The sequence below is a fragment of the Parabacteroides sp. Y3-G-102 genome (genome assembly GCF_023656845.1).
GTDB classification, from domain to species: domain Bacteria; phylum Bacteroidota; class Bacteroidia; order Bacteroidales; family Tannerellaceae; genus Parabacteroides; species Parabacteroides distasonis.
In genome coordinates this window covers 26,999-42,729 of the sequence record NZ_JAMOKU010000015.1, presented here as the reverse complement: position 1 = coordinate 42,729, position 15,731 = coordinate 26,999, and the positions used below count along the sequence as shown (strand labels likewise).

Below are 15,731 nucleotides of genomic sequence, written 5' to 3'. Positions count from 1 at the left end.
TTGCGATCACCCGTTCTGTCGGGTGAAGAGCGAGAGCCGGAGCTATATAGCCGTGGATACGATGTATGACTATTCCTTTTTTTGTATATTCGCCAACTATTACGAATGAAACAGTTATTTATATGGAACAAAAGCAAATCTCTACCGTGAAAACTCATGTCGTATGGTTGGACGTTGTTCGCCTGATCGCGATGTTTACTGTTGTTTGCTGTCATTGTACAGACCCGTTTAATTTCTATCCCGGAGATTCTCCGATTATTGGGAATATTAAGTTTTGGGGAGCTGCCTATGGGGCTTTTCTTCGTCCTTGTGTACCTCTGTTCGTTATGATTACGGGAGCCTTGTTGCTACCGGTCCGGGAAGAGACTTCTATTTTCTATAAGAAAAGGATATTGCGTGTATTCTGGCCTTTCTTGATTTGGTCTGTTATTTATAATTTATTTCCTTGGTTTACGGGGCTGCTTGGTTTGAGGCCGGAACTTATTCTTGATTTTTTCCCTTATTCGGGAGAAGAGGTGACTCGTCAATCGTTGAGTGTGTCTTTAGGCTATATCGCCCAGATACCGTTCAATTTCTCATTGTTGGATGTACATATGTGGTATATCTATTTACTGATAGGTTTATATCTTTATTTGCCGATCTTCTCCGCTTGGGTCGAGAAAGTTTCGGATAAGGCGAAATTATGGTTTCTGGCAGGTTGGGGAGTGACTTTGTTTATTCCTTATTACCGGGAATTCGTATCTCCTTACATTTGGGGTGGATGCTCATGGAATGAATTCAGTATGCTTTATTATTTCGCCGGGTTTAACGGTTACTTGCTATTGGGGCATTATCTGCGGAATCATGATTGGTCGTTAGGAAAGATCGTTGGGATAGGCATTCCTATGTTTGTCGTAGGCTATGCCATTACTTTCTTCGGTTTCCGCTATACGACCGCTTTGCCTGCTTACACGGAGGAACAGTTAGAGTTATTCTTCTATTATTGTTCTCCCAATGTGGTGATGATGACGATTCCTATCTTCTTGCTGGCGAAGAAGGTGAATGTGAAATCAGGCACGATCAAACGAATGTTAGCGAACTTAACGGTATGTGGTTTCGGAATCTATATGGTACATTATTTCTTTACGGGACCCAGCGTGCTGCTGGCGAGAGCCTTGAATATCCCTTTGGGTTTACAGATTCCTGCCGCTTCTGTGGTAGCATTCGCTGTATCTTGGCTGATTGTGTTGGGTATCAGAAAGATTTGCGGTAAGAAAGCCAAGTATATTGTGGGCTGAATTTATACGTACGTTTGCGTAGGCTGATACGTATATAGGCGTAGGCCCATGCGAGCGTACGTGTAGGACGATACGTATATACGTGCGAGACCACACGTATATACGTATAAATCATCTTTATTTCTTGGTTACAATCACTCGCTCTGTCGGAGCCAGATGCTCGTTGCGATAGTCTATCTGCTTGACTACATTCTCGGCCAATTCTTGGAATGCCTTACCTGTGATCGAGTCCGGGTTCAACGCTACCGGCTTACCTTGATCTCCTCCTTCGCAGATACTTTGTACGATAGGAATCTGTCCCAGTAACGGCACGTTCAGTTCCTCAGCTAGGCGTTTACAACCTTCCTTTCCGAATATATAATATTTGTTTTCCGGTAATTCCGCAGGGGTAAACCAAGCCATATTCTCGATCAATCCTAAAACAGGGACATTAACCTTATCTCCAGTGAACATGCTGATACCCTTACGAGCGTCCGCTAAAGCAACCTCTTGCGGCGTACTTACCACCACGGCTCCGGTTATCGCTAGTGTTTGTACCATTGTCAAATGGATATCACTCGTTCCGGGAGGTAAATCGATTAAGAAATAATCAAGCTCACCCCAGTTGGCGTCGCCGATCAATTGCTTCAATGCGTTGCTAGCCATTGCTCCACGCCATAGGACCGCGTCGTTTTTATTTACGAAGAAGCCGATGGATAACATCTTGACACCATAATTTTCGGCCGGCTTGATCAGTTCCCTGCCCTCTACCTCTTCCATATAAGGGCGAGCCTCTTCTAGGTTGAACATCTTGGGTTGGGACGGCCCGAATATATCGGCATCCAGCAATCCTACCTTATATCCTTGTAAAGCCAATGCGACAGCTAGATTAGCGGCAACGGTACTTTTACCAACTCCTCCTTTACCGGAAGATACGGCGATAATATTTTTTACTTGCGGTAATAATTTATCCGGTTCCGGGCGAGCTAACTGACGGGCTTTTACCGTGATGTTTCCCTTGATATTCACCTCCGGGCTTACATAGGTTAAGATAGCTGTCTCCGCGGCTTTTACTACGGAGCGGATAAACGGATCATTTGGCTTCTCGAATAATAACGAGAAGGTGACATTCATACCATCGATACGAATGTTGTCTTCTACGAGGCCCATGGAAACGATGTCCTTTCCCGTACCCGGGTAACGAACGTTCTTCAACGCCTCAATAATCAGATTCGGATAGATTGTCATATCTGTTGATTTTTTTAAGTCATTCTTTTATTTACCAGAAGCCAAAGCGCTTCGTTTACTGCGATTAAAGCTACGATAAGGATCTAACGCTATTTCTACGTCAGGTTCCACCAATCGTTCCCTTTCCTCACAAACAAACTTGATGTATTTGATGTTTAATCCACGATCCAGCCATTGTTGCTCGTAATAGGTCTTGATGGATAAGATCTCATCCGCCAGATTGGAATGATATAGGTCGTCTGTACTGAACAATACGGGATAATGGTTCGCTTTTACCATCTCGCACGTATAGGTATACATAAAGTTACTATCCGTTTTTAAATGGATAATACCATCTCCGGAAAGGATTTCCCGATACATTTTCATGAAACGGGTTCCGGTCAGACGCTTATTGACCTTTTTCATTTGAGGGTCCGGAAATGTGATCCAGATCTCGGCTACTTCGCCCGGAGCGAAGAAATAGGAAATCAATTCGATACTGGTACGTAGGAAAGCCACGTTATTCATCCCGGCTTCCAGCGATTCTTTCGCTCCGGTCCACATACGTGCTCCCTTGATATCGACACCAATAAAATTCTTATTTGGGAAAAGCTTTCCCAAACCTACGGTATATTCCCCTTTTCCGCATCCCAATTCCAAGACAATAGGGTGATCGTTCTTGAAAAAACGTTCATGCCACTGTCCTTTCATATCAAACCCTTTTTCTTGTAGGGCGGCGAAAGGGTATTGGAATACGTGCGGATAGCCCGCCATATCGTCAAACTTAGCTAATTTATTCTTTCCCATGTCGCGAAGATAATACTTAAAAAAATGCTTTTTACGTTTTTTCTACTGTTTTAGATAGGGGTTTTTATGCGTTGGCGAGTCTTTTGAACATATAGGCTGTCAGAAGTTTTATTTGAAAGTGGAGTTGTAACGAATAAAAAAGGATATGTTGAGAGTATTTTTTAGACGCCCGATATTTAAGAATCCGAGGTTTGTCGGATTTGTTTGGTTTGCGACGGCCCTTGTCGCTTGCTTATTGAAATTACCTGTGGGAAGGACTTATAATAACTTTATGATTTATAGGGCTTCCTTTTTTCATGCGTTAGAGTTGAAAGACCTTTATATATATTATCCGAATGAATACCACGACCGGTTTTTATACGGGATCCCTTTTACGGCTATAATAGCGCCTTTCTCCCTCTTCTCTCCTTATATCGGGATGTTGCTATGGTGTCTCGCGAATAGCTTGCTGCTTTATATGGCTATCCGTAAACTCGGATTGGCGGATTGGAAACAGGCGTTTGTCATTTGGGTATGCTTGAATGAGTTATTTACGTGTGTTCTTATGCAGCAATTTAACATAGCCATAGCCGGCATGATTTTATTCTCGTTTATTTTTATTGAGCGGAAACAGGAGTTTTGGGCGGCGCTAATGATTGTCTTGGGTACGATGACTAAGATTTATGGCATTGTCGGTCTTGCTTTCCTGCTATTCTCAAAACGCCGGATCGCCTTTTTGAAAGGACTTATTTTCTGGGGCATAGTCTTGTATGTTCTTCCGATGTTATATACGTCTCCTCAATATGTGGCAAGTCAATACGTGAAATGGTATGAGGTACTTCTCGATAAGAATGTAGAGAATTTATTTACTCCTTATACAAATATCTCTTTGTTGGGGATGGTTCGTAAGATTTCGGGAGTCAATACGTATAGTGATCTCTGGTTGGTTATCCCCGGGCTACTTTTATTTATTGCTCCTTATTTTAGGATAAATCAATATGATAACCGGCGGTTCCGCATGCATTTTCTTTGCTCTACTCTTTTGTTCATGGTTCTTTTTAGCTCCGGAACAGAGAATAGCGGATATTTGGGAGCCATGATAGCCGTCTGCCTTTGGTATATAGGTACGCCTACCCGTAAGACGACTCCTGTCTTGAATACGGTACTATTCGTTTTCTGTTTTATTCTGACATCCCTTTCCCCTACAGATATATTTCCCTGTTATATCCGGAAAACGTATGTTATTCCTTATGCGTTGAAAGCACTACCTTGTGTGTTGATCTGGTTTAAGATCGTATGGGAGCAATTGACATTGGATTTTTCAGAGCCGCTTCATCGGCCGAAGACTCTCCCGGGTAAAGAGGAGGCGATCGACCTTATCTTGCCTTGTTATAACCCACAAGAAGGCTGGGAACGTTTGATGATCGAGAAACATGCGGAATTGGTAAAGATGCTTAAAGGTCGCTCACTTCGTTTTATCGTCGTGAATGACGCTTCGAAGAGAGGATTTACGAAGGATGCGGTGGGACGTCTTCTGGAGGCTCTCCCTGATACGATGATCGTAAGTTATGATACGAATAAGGGAAAAGGAGCCGCTGTTAGGGCTGGCTTGTCTCATTCCACCTCATCCATTACTTTATATACGGATTATGATTTTCCGTATGAGGCGGATTCTATCTGCCGGATGGTAGAATGGTTGGAATCGGGATATGATGTCGTTATCGCCGTGCGGAATCATACTTATTATACCCATTTAAGTACTCGAAGAAAGATTATGAGTTATGCTTCCCGTATATTGAATTTTACGCTTCTAGGATTAACGCATACGGATGCTCAAGGAGGTTTGAAAGGTTTTAACCAGCGGGGAAAATCGTTTTTGGCCTCAACTCAGGTGAATCGCTTTTTATTTGATACGGAGTTTATTTATAAGGCTTCGCAGGAGTCGGATGTACTTATTAAAGACATGCCCGCTGATTTGCGGGATAACGTTCATCTTCCCAATATGCGTCGTGGAGTCCTTGCGGAAGAATTAAAGAACTTATTTTTAATCGCTTGGAGAGGGTAGGAGGATTACAGGGTTGTTAATAACCCTGTTGAAAACCCTGTGAATAACGGAAAAAGAACAAAAGAAAAAAGAGATACCTATTAATAGGTATCTCTCTCTTTTTGCTCTTCCTCTTGGACTTGAACCAAGGACCCTCTGATTAACAGTCAGATGCTCTAACCAACTGAGCTAAGGAAGAATCAGTTTTTAACTTTTTAATCTCTATATGAAAACTCTTTTCGCTCTTCTTCTTGGACTTGAACCAAGGACCCTCTGATTAACAGTCAGATGCTCTAACCAACTGAGCTAAAGAAGAATGTTTTTCAGTCTTTCCCGATGTCTTTTCGCTCTTCCTCTTGGACTTGAACCAAGGACCCTCTGATTAACAGTCAGATGCTCTAACCAACTGAGCTAAGGAAGAATTTTTTCGCTCTTTCAAAGGTTATTCCGTAACCCCTTTCTGAAATTGCACTGCAAAAGTACGGGGTATTTTCGAAATATGCAATATCTTTGCGAAAAAAATTACGAAAAAATGAATACAATAGGTTTAGGAAACGCTTTGGTTGACGTTTTATTGAGGCTTGAAAATGATGATGTCCTATCGGAAATCGGGATACAGAAAGGAGCTATGGATATGATTAACAGGGAACAAATGATCGCTATCCGTACAACTTTAGCCGGCTTGCCACGTACGCAAACCCCGGGAGGATCTGTCTGCAACACGATGCGTTCGATGTCTTCTTTAGGGGCGAATTCCGGTTTTATCGGTAAGATCGGGGATGATTCGATCGGCGGATTTTATGAGGATGCGTTGGAAAAAGCGGGTGTCACTTCCTATTTTATCAAGACGGATGGACTTACAGGTAGCTGTACGGTGATGATTTCTCCGGATGGGGAACGTACGATGGGGACTTTCCTTGGCCCGGCCCCGACAATAACCCCGGATGAGATCACCGAGGAGATGCTAAGTAAATATCAATGTATTTATATAGAAGGTTACTTGCTCGTAAACGAGCCGTTGGTTCGTTCTACGATGGAGAAGGCTAAAAAGTTGGGCTTGAAAGTAGCGCTGGATTTGTCGAACTTCAATATCGTGAATGCTTTTAAAGGAATGCTGGAGGATATCATTCCTAAATATGTGGATATTTTGTTCTCTAATGAGAGTGAGGCTGAGGCTTTTACCGGGCAGAAGGCTGCTGAGGCCGTACATACCTTGTCTGAGTTGGTAGAGGTCTCATTGGTTACATTGGGAAAGGAAGGTGCCTTGATCGGTAGTCATGGTCAATTTTATTCTGTCCCGGCTGAGGGGGGCAAGCCTGTTGATACGACTGGCGCCGGTGATAACTTCGCCGCCGGATTCTTGTACGGTCAATCCATAGGAGCGTCTTTGGTACAATCCGCACGCATCGGATCGATGTTGGCGGGCTATGTGATCGACGTGGTTGGCCCGGAGATTCCGTATGATAAATGGGAACAAATAAAGTTAAAAGTAAAAGGGATATTGGCTTAGGCGGCGTATTATTCCTTACATTTATGCCGTTAATTAACTAAATATTGTATGTACAGATTGGTTCAACGAAGAGGAATTATAGGTTTATTTTGCTTGCTGTTCGTCGCAAGTAGCGTAGTGCCGGGATGGGCGCAAAAAGATAACCGCTTTGAGGTGAGTAAGAACCTAGACATTTTCAATTCTTTATTGAAAGAAGTAGAGATGTTCTACGTGGATTCAGTGGATGTGGATAAAACCGTTCAGCGGGGAATCGAGGCAATGTTGGCTGGTTTAGATCCTTATACGGAATACTATCCTGAGCAAAAAACGGAGGAATTGAGTCTGATGACGACCGGCGAATACGGAGGTATCGGTTCCTTGATCCGTCAGCGTAACAACGAGGGAGGCGTGATGATTGCCGAGCCTACCGAGGGAATGCCGGCCGATTTAGCGGGTCTGAAGCCGGGCGATCTGATCTTGGCAATCGATACGATCGATGTTTCCAAGGCGACAAACTCCCGGGTCAGCGAGTTGTTGAAAGGTGTTCCGAATACGAAGATGGTTTTGACGATCCAACGTCCGGGCGAGAAGAAACCCCGGAAGTTCGAGATTACCCGTAAGCAGATCACGACACCTCAAGTTACTTACTACGGGGTTAAGAATGACAGTATCGGTTATATTTATCTAAAGGCATTTACTATCAAGAGTGCTCAAGAGGTGAAAGAGGCATTCTTGGATTTAAAGAAAAATCATAATATTAAGTCTTTGGTACTGGATTTGCGCGGTAACGGCGGCGGCGTGCTGGAAGGTGCTGTACAAATCGTAGGTATGTTCGTACCGAAAGGCAGCGAGGTGCTTTCAACGAAAGGAAAGATCAAGCAATGGGATCGTACGTACCGAACCTCTACGGAGCCTTTGGATACGGTAATGCCGTTGGCTATATTGATCAATGGAGGTACGGCTTCCGCCGCTGAGATCGTATCGGGATCTTTGCAGGATATGGATCGTGCCGTGTTGGTGGGACAACGTTCGTTTGGTAAGGGGTTGGTGCAAGCTCCTCGTGACCTGCCTTATAATGGGAAAGTGAAAATCACGATGAGTAAATACTATATCCCGAGTGGTCGTTGCATCCAGCAAATCGATTATTCGCACCGGAAAGAGGATGGTAGCGTGGCGGCTATTCCGGATAGCTTGACTTCCGTATTCTATACGTCCAAGAAGCGTCCGGTTCGTGATGGGGGTGGCGTGCGTCCGGAGTTTGAGGTGAAGGAGCCGAAAGTGCCTACCATGATGTATTATTTGGCGGCGGATACGGTCTTGTTCGACTTCGTTACGGATTGGGCACAAAAGCATAAGACGATCGCTCCCATCGAGGAATTTACGGTTTCCGATGAGGATTTCGAAGCTTTGAAGCAATACGCCAAGTCCAAGAATTTCACCTATGACCGCCAAAGCGAGAAAGTATTGAAGAACTTGAAAGAAGTGGCTGAGTTTGAGGGGTATCTGGAGGAGGATTCTACTGCGTTCAAGGAATTAGAGGCTAAGCTGACTCCGAATCTGGAAAGAGATTTCGATCGTTTCAAGGATGAGGTGAAACGAGTAATGGCCGCCGAGATCGTAAAACGTTATTATTACCAACGAGGAGAGTTGCAAGAAAGCTTGAAAGATGATCTTGTATTGGGGAAAGCGTTGGAGGTATTGGGCGATCCGGATTTATACAGGCGTACATTGAGCGTGCCGGTTGAGTTGGAGGCGGCCACCAAGGGTACCGAATAGGCGGGTTTCTGCCGATGCCCATTCAAAGGGCCTTACAATGCCCATTCAAGCGAGCTTACGATGCCCATTGTCAGCTCCCTTGAATGGGCATCGTGCTTTTCCCTCTTTCGCCAGTCTGTTTGGGGGCTTTGAAGCGGATATGCAATACGACCAATTCCGAGACGGTTCCCACCCGATAAGGAGGTCCTGCTATACCAATGCCGGAAGATACATAGAATTGCGTAGGTCCTTTCTTATAATATCCGTACGGGCATTCATACACAAGTTTCATCAGTAGGGGATAAGGCCATAACTGCCCGTTATGCGTATGTCCGTGCAGTCCCAAATCCACCCCATTCATATTCATCTCGGCGAACGACCAAGGTTGATGATCCAAAACGATAATCGGTTTGCCGGTATCCACCCCTTCCATTAACGAATGAAGCGATTTTCGTTTCTTATGGATGAAATCATCCCTCCCTATCAAATAAAAAGTTGAGTCCGGTTGGACCACCGAGTCTATTAGTAGCGTACCTCCGGTCTTTTGCAACCAACGATATTTCGCGTTCCGGTTTGCCCGGTATTCATGATTCCCGTAAATGATATATACGCCCAACGGAGCTTTTAATTGTTTTAAATCATCCTCGATGTGGGCGTTTTCCGCGAACCGGGATTCATAATCCATGATATCCCCCGCTAATACCACCATATCCGGATGCTGTGCGTTGCTGAGCGCCACATATTTTTGTACCAAATCCTTCCCGATAACCTCTCCGATATGTAAGTCGCTCATCATGACAATAGTCAGGCTATCCCGATCCCCCGCGGCTTTGGGCAACGTGATATATACGTTCTTAACAATCGGATTCATTACCGTATGGTATGCGTGAATCATTAAACCGGTAACACCGAATACGATAAGAAAAAACAGGGTTAGCTTGGTTTGTTGCCAATGCCCTTTCATCCATTTGGGGAACCATGGCTTGATACGTTGGGAGAGCCTGATCAACTCAAGTACCAAGAGAGATAAAGTGATATAAATGGACGCTATATACCAAGTGTTACAGATGTATTGGATCGTGATTATCACGTTATCAGGTAGTTCATTCCTAAAAATAAATCCGAAAAAATAAAGCGATAGTTCGAGTACGAAAAACAAGATAAAAGGAATCCGGCAACTTTTCTTAGGAGGAAGCGCTTGATATCCTCTCCAGAAAATATACGGATTTAGTAATAGCTGCGCTACGATCGATTGAATAAATACTTTCATCTTTACTCTTTGAATGTAATATTGAACACCACCATTTCGCTGTCCGTCCCGATACGGAAAGGCGGTCCCCACAAAGATAAGCCGGATGAGACATAAATCGTACTATTTCCGATTTTTTTAATCCCGTAACTTAATTCGAACAGATGATCCACGATCCAGTTCATCGGCCATACTTGTCCTCGATGTGTATGTCCGCTAAACTGTAAGTCTACGCCAGCCTCTTCCGTTTTCTCTAAATCGTAGGGTTGATGGTCTAGTAAGATAACAGGTTTGCTTTTATCAAGGTTCGCGGTAAGCTGACCTAAAGTTTTCCGCCCTTTGTTATGCCGGTCGTCCCGTCCTATGAGTTGGATCTGATTGGGCAAGATAGCCACGGAATCCCTTAAAAGTACGATGGGCGTCTGCGCTATGAATTTCTCGCTCTCCTCTATGCCACTGATATACTCATGGTTACCCGGTACCATATAAACGCCTAATGGAGCGTATATCTTGGACAGTTCCTCTTCCATATGCTCGTATCGCAGAGGTGCGACACTGTTGTCTATCAAGTCTCCACCGATAAGAACGATGTCCGGGCGTTGGGCGTTTATCATATCCACATATCCGGCAAGCATTGTCTTGTTGGTAGCGTATCCTAAGTGTATGTCGCTAATGGCTACGACCTTCAGCGGCTGTCCATCGGTATTGGCCGGTTTGTTGATAACCATGTTGATAACTCGTGTATCAGGATGTTGGTAATTATAGTTTCCATATCCTAATAAGCTGAGTGTTAAGAATAATGATAAATAGAATGAGTATTTGAAACGTAGGTGGAAAAGTCGTAAGATATCAAATACCAACAGGGCCAATACCATGTATAAAGTGAACACGAGCCATCCTGTTCCTACTTGAGAAACTGTTTGAGCGAAAGAAGCCGGCATATCTAGGTTCCTGAATAGAAAACTACTGAAGAATGATAAAGCTCCTCCCCAAAAAACAATGGATAACAATACTTTAACTCCGGTAGACTGGCTTTTCAAAGCCTGTTTTCCCTTTAGATAAATATAAATATTCCCTGCAAGATACAGGATTGGAAGTATGATAAAGAACGATAACATTTCTATTAATTTTCCGCGAAGATAATGAAAACTCTTTATGCGGCAAATGGTATGATTTGCGAAAGACTTTTTCTGCTCGATTTTCACCGCATTATGTCCTCTAATTGTAGTGACATAGCGTGCTGCGTCTCTACGTGGATGTAAATACAGGGCAAGTAAGGATGCGTTGTATTCCAAGACAAATTCCAGACAATAAGCAAGCGAATGACATAGGTGTGTAATGTATTGAGAATTAGTGTGTTTAAAACATGGCTATCTTTCTTTCAAAACACGTATGTGTTTCCGGGAAAAGTCGTACGTGTTTTTCAAAAAAGTCGTACGTGTTTTTCCCGAATCATGCGCTAGGGAACAAGAGCGTATAAAGAAATCTACAATAAGCCTCCCTTAATTGCGATGAGGGGAATAGGTCTTTTTTTGTAATATATAGCCAATTCCTTTTACGGCATCTATTGAAAGCGTGGTATCCCTTTCCAATAACTTACGTAAACGTGAGATACTATTATTCAAGCTATCATGAGCTTCTTGACCTTCCCAAATTTCTTGGAAAAGCTTTTCTCTGCTTACCGGTTGATTCAATGGTTCGGATAACTGATAGAGTAACTTGAAATCTTTGGGGCTTAATACCTTTAACAGCTCTTGTTTATAGAATAATTGATGTGTGGAAAGTTCCAGCTGATAATCTCCAATAGATATGATATATGTCTTGAATACCGCTTAACGTGTTGGCGTAACAAACCTTGTATCCTTTGCTGGGAAACTCATTTATAGGCTCTACCGCTAAAAATGTTTTTTGGATATTTCTGCTGTCTCAAATCGAAGAGTCTATTTATAACAAGACTTTTTTTACGGTGAAAACAACCTTGATCAAGTTATTATTGGGTTACTATAATCCGGTAGAAGGCGATATCCGGGTGGGTGGAGATGATTTGTGATCTTTCAGGCTTTTATGGTGGCGTGACCAATGTGGCGCAGTGATGCAAGACGGTTATCTGTTCTCAGAGTCGATCGCACGCAATATCGCCGTGGATGACGGTGAGATTGATAAATCTCGCTTGTTATTGGCAGCCCGTATCGCAAATATAGAGGGATTTATCGAGCGTTTACCCTCTTTCCTGATTCGCTGGGGGAATACGATTTTGGTGGTGATCTTTGCGTTGCTGGCTTTGATCTTCGCTTGGAGCGTGTGTTTTTAATGTGACTACTGGCATGCCCCATAAGGAGTAGTGGCGTAAGCCTACGGCAGTAGTGGTGTTGGCTTATGGGACTACTGCCGTGAGGCGATGGGGATACCCCTGTTATTTAGCGTAACCCACGGGATGATTAATCATTGGGATTTGGGAGTCGGATAGCTTCAACACTTTTTTCAAAGCATCAGCCTCCATGCTACCTCGGGGAACCGTAACCAAACCACATCCGGAACAGAACAAGGCGATGTTTTGAGAGACCAATCCTGCGTCTAACGCTCCAAAGCGCTCGCGCATTTGCGGTGTGCCCACGTTGCCGAACTTAGAAATATCAGAAACCATCAATAGACAAGCGGGAGCTGAGTTCACGGAGGTTTGCTTTCCTCCGATCAGTGGACGGTGATCGCCTTCCGCTACCGGGTTCAGTTGATGGGCTTTCGGATCATACAGATAAGCGCCCTCTTCCATCAATACGTAGACATCCACATCTTGCTTATTCAAGGCGGAAGCGGCGGTACGTTTCCCATCCTCCCGGTTGATACCGATAGCGGCCCACATCAAATCGGAAAGATCTTGTAGGCTGAGTTTCTTGTTGGCGAACTCACGCTCGGAATGACGATCTGCCAAGGCTTTCATCACCGAAGCGCCTCGGGTCTTGTCGGGAGCGTTTAACTTAATGGCTTTTAAACTTTGGGCTTGCAGACTCGTCAAACCCAACATCAAAGTGGCTAATACACAAAAGATAGTTCTCATGACATTGTATTTTAAAGAATTACGAATGCAAAAATAACAATATATTCGTTTTCTCAAAGATTCCTAGGATTATTGTGCAACCTGTTTTACTTGATGTCCGTCTATATATGAAAAAATACTCTTTTTTCAGACTTCTTTAGAAGAAAAAGGAAATATGAACATTATTAATGACTTTATTTGTACGATGAAATCGTAAATAGTGTAATTTGCAGTAAAATGTATTATTTTTATAGTGATAGATGAACGTATGAAAGAGAAATTATTTACCTTATTTTGGGTACTGTTCCTTGCGCTTCCTCTGTATGCGCAGGCTGATAAAACCGGTTCCTATTCAATTAAGGGACAGGTGTTAGATTCGCTGAGTAACGAGTCCGTACCCTATGCGACGTTGAGAATTGCTTTTGCGAAGACCCCCGATAAGCCGGTCAAGCTTTTAGCGTGTGATGTGGATGGTAAGTTTCAGACACCTTTAAGCAGTGCCGGCAAATATATCATCTCTATGCAATCTATAGGAAAAACTCCTGCCGAGAAAATATTTACGATCTCGGATAAACAGAGGAACTTGGATTTGGGTAAGTTATATATGCAGGAGGATAACCAGCGGCTGGGGGAAGTGACGGTTACGGCGCAGAAACCTTTGGTGAAGGCTGAGATCGATAAACTTACCTATAGCTTGGAAGATGATCCGGAGGCACAGACAAACAATACATTGGAAATGCTGCGCAAGGTACCGATGGTAACCGTGGACGGAGATGACCAAATCCAATTGAAAGGCTCCACGAACTTCAAGATCTACATGAATGGTAAACCCTCTAACCTGTTGAGTAATAATCCTGCTGAGGTATTAAAGAGTATGCCGGCCAATTCCGTGAAAAACATAGAGGTGATCACAGACCCGGGCGCTAAGTATGACGCCGAGGGTATCGGTGGTATTATTAATATCATTACAACGAAAAATGCTTTACAAGGATATACTGGTACGGTTCGTGTGAACGGTAGTTCGTTGGGGCGTGTCGGCGGTGGTGGTTATGTATCTCTAAAAGCCGGAAAATTAGGACTTACCGCCAACTATAACTATAATCGGGAGCGGGACCCATGGAATGACGCTAACTCCGTACGGGAAGATTTGCAAAATGACGGGGAACACTTCTTGACACAAAATGGACGTAGAAAGAGCCGTGGACCGTTCCAATTCGGTTATTTGGAGGGAAGTTATGAGATCGACTCTTTGAATCTATTGACCGTTGGCGCGAACTTATTCCGTGGCGAGATGAAAAGTTTCTCGGAGTATAACGTGAATATGCAGGATATCAATCATAATCCGGTCTACAGTTATAACCGTAACTCGGAAACGACAGAGACATTTGGTTCTACGGACGTGAACGTGGATTACCAGCACTCTACCCATAAGAAAGATGAGTTGCTGACGGTCTCTTACCGTTTCAGCCATTCTCCGAATGATAGTAAGGATTATACGGAATTAGAGAATGTCGTGAATTACAATCCTTGGCTCGGCTATCCGCAAAATAATATCAATAAGGCTTCTACGAATGAGCACACCGGACAGGTGGATTATACGACTCCTACATGGAAGGACCAGACCTTGGAGGTTGGCGCGAAATACATATTCCGCCAGAGCCGGAGTAATACAGATCGTACCGCTTTCAACGATTCGCTGAATATATGGGAAGATGTTACTTCCAAGGATAGCCATTTCCGTCATACCCAACATATCTATTCCGCTTATCTGGGCTATTCGATGAAGTTTGATAAGTTTGGCGTGAAAGCGGGTGTCCGTGCGGAAGGAACTTCTTTGGATGTGAAATACGAGATGGCTCCCGATATGAATTTTGACACCCATTATTTCGACGTGGTGCCAAACGCTACGATCTCTTATCAACTGAGCATGGCGCAACAGCTTCGCTTGGGATATAATATGCGTATCCAGCGTCCGGGTATCTGGTATTTGAATCCTTATGTAAACAATGCGGATCCGCAGAATATATCCTTCGGCAACCCGAATCTGGACTCTGAGAAAAGTAATAATATTAACTTGAACTATAGTATGTTCGCCCAGAAATTCAGCATTAACGCGAGCGCTACTTATACGTTCGTGAATAATTCGATCGAGCAATATACCTTTATCGATCCGAAGAACCCGGGTATTTTCCAGACTACTTATGGTAATATAGGAAAGAAACAATCTACGGGCTTGTTCGTATACGCAAATTGGAACCCGGTTCCTTTGTTCCGTATTTATATGAATGGAGGTGTGGATTATACGGATTTGAAGAGCGATATGAATGATATGGCGAACAGTGGTTTCAGCGGACGTATATTCGCCGGTACGCAGTTTAATTTCCCGATGGATTTTCGCTTGAACTTGCATGGAGGATATTTCTCTCCTTGGATTCAGTTGCAGGGTAAACGTTCTCCATTCTATTTTACGGGAATCTCCGTAAATAAGGATTTCTTGAAGAAAAAGCTCTCGGTTCAGTTGTCTTTCCAGAACCCGTTCTGGAAACGAATGAAGATGGAAAACACTTCTTCAGACGATACGTTCTTCCGCCGTGAGACCAATTACCGAACGATGCGCATGTTACAAGTTAGCGTATCCTATCGTTTCGGTACCTTGAAAGATGCTATCAAGAAAGTAAAACGCGGTATCAATAACGATGATGTGAAGAGCGGCGGCTCTGGCGGCGGCGAGCAGCAGATGTAAGTACAGGATTGAACACGGAACACACGGAACACACAGCGATACACTGAGGTATATAGTATCAGTCCGTGTGTTTCGTGTATTCCGTGTTCAATATAATAATTAAACTTTTTCTTTTGCCGTCTTCTATATACTTTCTATCTTTACGATC

Annotated in this window: 11 protein-coding genes, 3 tRNA genes and 1 pseudogene; 6 read left to right on the top strand and 9 right to left on the bottom strand. The window is 43.6% G+C overall.

The genetic code is table 11. The features are described 5' to 3' along the window. Positions 1-122 precede the first annotated feature (122 nt). Positions 123-1,277 (top strand): acyltransferase, encoded by a 1,155-nt coding sequence (locus tag NBH16_RS09350; RefSeq protein ID WP_250788416.1) that lies wholly within the window; start codon positions 123-125, stop codon positions 1,275-1,277. A 117-nt stretch (positions 1,278-1,394) separates the two neighbouring features. Here the strand turns inward: NBH16_RS09350 and NBH16_RS09345 are convergent, their stop codons facing one another. Both NBH16_RS09345 and trmB read right to left on the bottom strand, forming a co-directional pair. Beyond that, positions 1,395-2,504 carry an Mrp/NBP35 family ATP-binding protein gene (locus NBH16_RS09345; RefSeq protein ID WP_005859141.1) on the bottom strand — a complete coding sequence of 370 codons (1,110 nt, stop codon included), beginning with the start codon at positions 2,502-2,504 and terminating at the stop codon, positions 1,395-1,397. A gap of 27 nt (positions 2,505-2,531) precedes the next feature. Continuing rightward, positions 2,532-3,290 carry a tRNA (guanosine(46)-N7)-methyltransferase TrmB gene (trmB, locus tag NBH16_RS09340; RefSeq protein ID WP_196008623.1) on the bottom strand — a complete coding sequence of 253 codons (759 nt, stop codon included), beginning with the start codon at positions 3,288-3,290 and terminating at the stop codon, positions 2,532-2,534. A gap of 145 nt (positions 3,291-3,435) precedes the next feature. Here trmB and NBH16_RS09335 point away from each other — a divergent pair, with 145 nt between their 5' ends. After that, positions 3,436-5,334, top strand: a complete 1,899-nt coding sequence (locus NBH16_RS09335; protein ID WP_005867820.1) for a glycosyltransferase 87 family protein — start codon at positions 3,436-3,438, stop codon at positions 5,332-5,334. A gap of 104 nt (positions 5,335-5,438) precedes the next feature. Here the strand turns inward: NBH16_RS09335 and NBH16_RS09330 are convergent. The 3 genes from NBH16_RS09330 to NBH16_RS09320 form a co-directional block, all read right to left on the bottom strand. Then, positions 5,439-5,512, bottom strand: a tRNA-Asn gene (locus NBH16_RS09330). A gap of 43 nt (positions 5,513-5,555) precedes the next feature. After that, positions 5,556-5,629, bottom strand: a tRNA-Asn gene (locus NBH16_RS09325). Between the two features lie 31 nt (positions 5,630-5,660). Then, positions 5,661-5,734, bottom strand: a tRNA-Asn gene (locus NBH16_RS09320). 111 nt (positions 5,735-5,845) lie between these two features. Here NBH16_RS09320 and NBH16_RS09315 point away from each other — a divergent pair. Together NBH16_RS09315 and NBH16_RS09310 are read left to right on the top strand one after the other, a co-directional pair. Beyond that, on the top strand, positions 5,846-6,823 hold the full coding sequence (locus NBH16_RS09315; RefSeq protein ID WP_009016953.1) for an adenosine kinase: 978 nt from the start codon (positions 5,846-5,848) through the stop codon (positions 6,821-6,823). Positions 6,824-6,871: 48 nt separating this feature from the next. Beyond that, a complete protein-coding gene (locus NBH16_RS09310) occupies positions 6,872-8,578 on the top strand; it encodes a S41 family peptidase (protein ID WP_196009109.1) in 1,707 nt (568 codons plus the stop codon). Positions 8,579-8,648: 70 nt separating this feature from the next. Here NBH16_RS09310 and NBH16_RS09305 read toward each other — a convergent pair whose 3' ends face one another. From NBH16_RS09305 to NBH16_RS09295, 3 genes are all read right to left on the bottom strand, one after another. After that, positions 8,649-9,827 (bottom strand): metallophosphoesterase, encoded by a 1,179-nt coding sequence (locus NBH16_RS09305; RefSeq protein WP_005859131.1) that lies wholly within the window; start codon positions 9,825-9,827, stop codon positions 8,649-8,651. Positions 9,828-9,829: 2 nt separating this feature from the next. After that, complete coding sequence (locus NBH16_RS09300) at positions 9,830-10,924, bottom strand: metallophosphoesterase (protein ID WP_196008570.1); 1,095 nt, start codon at positions 10,922-10,924, stop codon at positions 9,830-9,832. Positions 10,925-11,308: 384 nt separating this feature from the next. Further along, a complete protein-coding gene (locus NBH16_RS09295) occupies positions 11,309-11,557 on the bottom strand; it encodes a winged helix-turn-helix domain-containing protein (RefSeq protein ID WP_227793916.1) in 249 nt (82 codons plus the stop codon). 218 nt (positions 11,558-11,775) lie between these two features. On the opposite strand from NBH16_RS09295, the pseudogene NBH16_RS09290 reads away from it, so the two are divergent. After that, a pseudogene (locus NBH16_RS09290) lies at positions 11,776-12,030 on the top strand (ATP-binding cassette domain-containing protein); the annotation flags it as partial. Positions 12,031-12,219: 189 nt separating this feature from the next. Here NBH16_RS09290 and NBH16_RS09285 read toward each other — a convergent pair. Next, on the bottom strand, positions 12,220-12,861 hold the full coding sequence (locus tag NBH16_RS09285; protein WP_196008571.1) for a SagB/ThcOx family dehydrogenase: 642 nt from the start codon (positions 12,859-12,861) through the stop codon (positions 12,220-12,222). A gap of 247 nt (positions 12,862-13,108) precedes the next feature. On the opposite strand from NBH16_RS09285, the gene NBH16_RS09280 reads away from it, so the two are divergent. Then, the gene (locus NBH16_RS09280; RefSeq protein ID WP_196008572.1) at positions 13,109-15,583 is read left to right on the top strand and encodes an outer membrane beta-barrel family protein; all 2,475 of its coding nucleotides are present in this window, start codon (positions 13,109-13,111) and stop codon (positions 15,581-15,583) included. Positions 15,584-15,731: the final 148 nt, after the last annotated feature.

Coding starts and splice junctions, on each gene's coding strand:
- NBH16_RS09300 (WP_196008570.1), bottom strand. CDS start 10,924: ATGTTATCGTTCTTTATCATACTTCCAATCCTGTATCTTGCAGGGAAT.
- NBH16_RS09310 (WP_196009109.1), top strand. CDS start 6,872: ATGTACAGATTGGTTCAACGAAGAGGAATTATAGGTTTATTTTGCTTG.
- NBH16_RS09335 (WP_005867820.1), top strand. CDS start 3,436: ATGTTGAGAGTATTTTTTAGACGCCCGATATTTAAGAATCCGAGGTTT.
- NBH16_RS09305 (WP_005859131.1), bottom strand. CDS start 9,827: ATGAAAGTATTTATTCAATCGATCGTAGCGCAGCTATTACTAAATCCG.
- NBH16_RS09285 (WP_196008571.1), bottom strand. CDS start 12,861: ATGAGAACTATCTTTTGTGTATTAGCCACTTTGATGTTGGGTTTGACG.
- trmB (WP_196008623.1), bottom strand. CDS start 3,290: ATGGGAAAGAATAAATTAGCTAAGTTTGACGATATGGCGGGCTATCCG.
- NBH16_RS09280 (WP_196008572.1), top strand. CDS start 13,109: ATGAAAGAGAAATTATTTACCTTATTTTGGGTACTGTTCCTTGCGCTT.
- NBH16_RS09315 (WP_009016953.1), top strand. CDS start 5,846: ATGAATACAATAGGTTTAGGAAACGCTTTGGTTGACGTTTTATTGAGG.
- NBH16_RS09350 (WP_250788416.1), top strand. CDS start 123: ATGGAACAAAAGCAAATCTCTACCGTGAAAACTCATGTCGTATGGTTG.
- NBH16_RS09345 (WP_005859141.1), bottom strand. CDS start 2,504: ATGACAATCTATCCGAATCTGATTATTGAGGCGTTGAAGAACGTTCGT.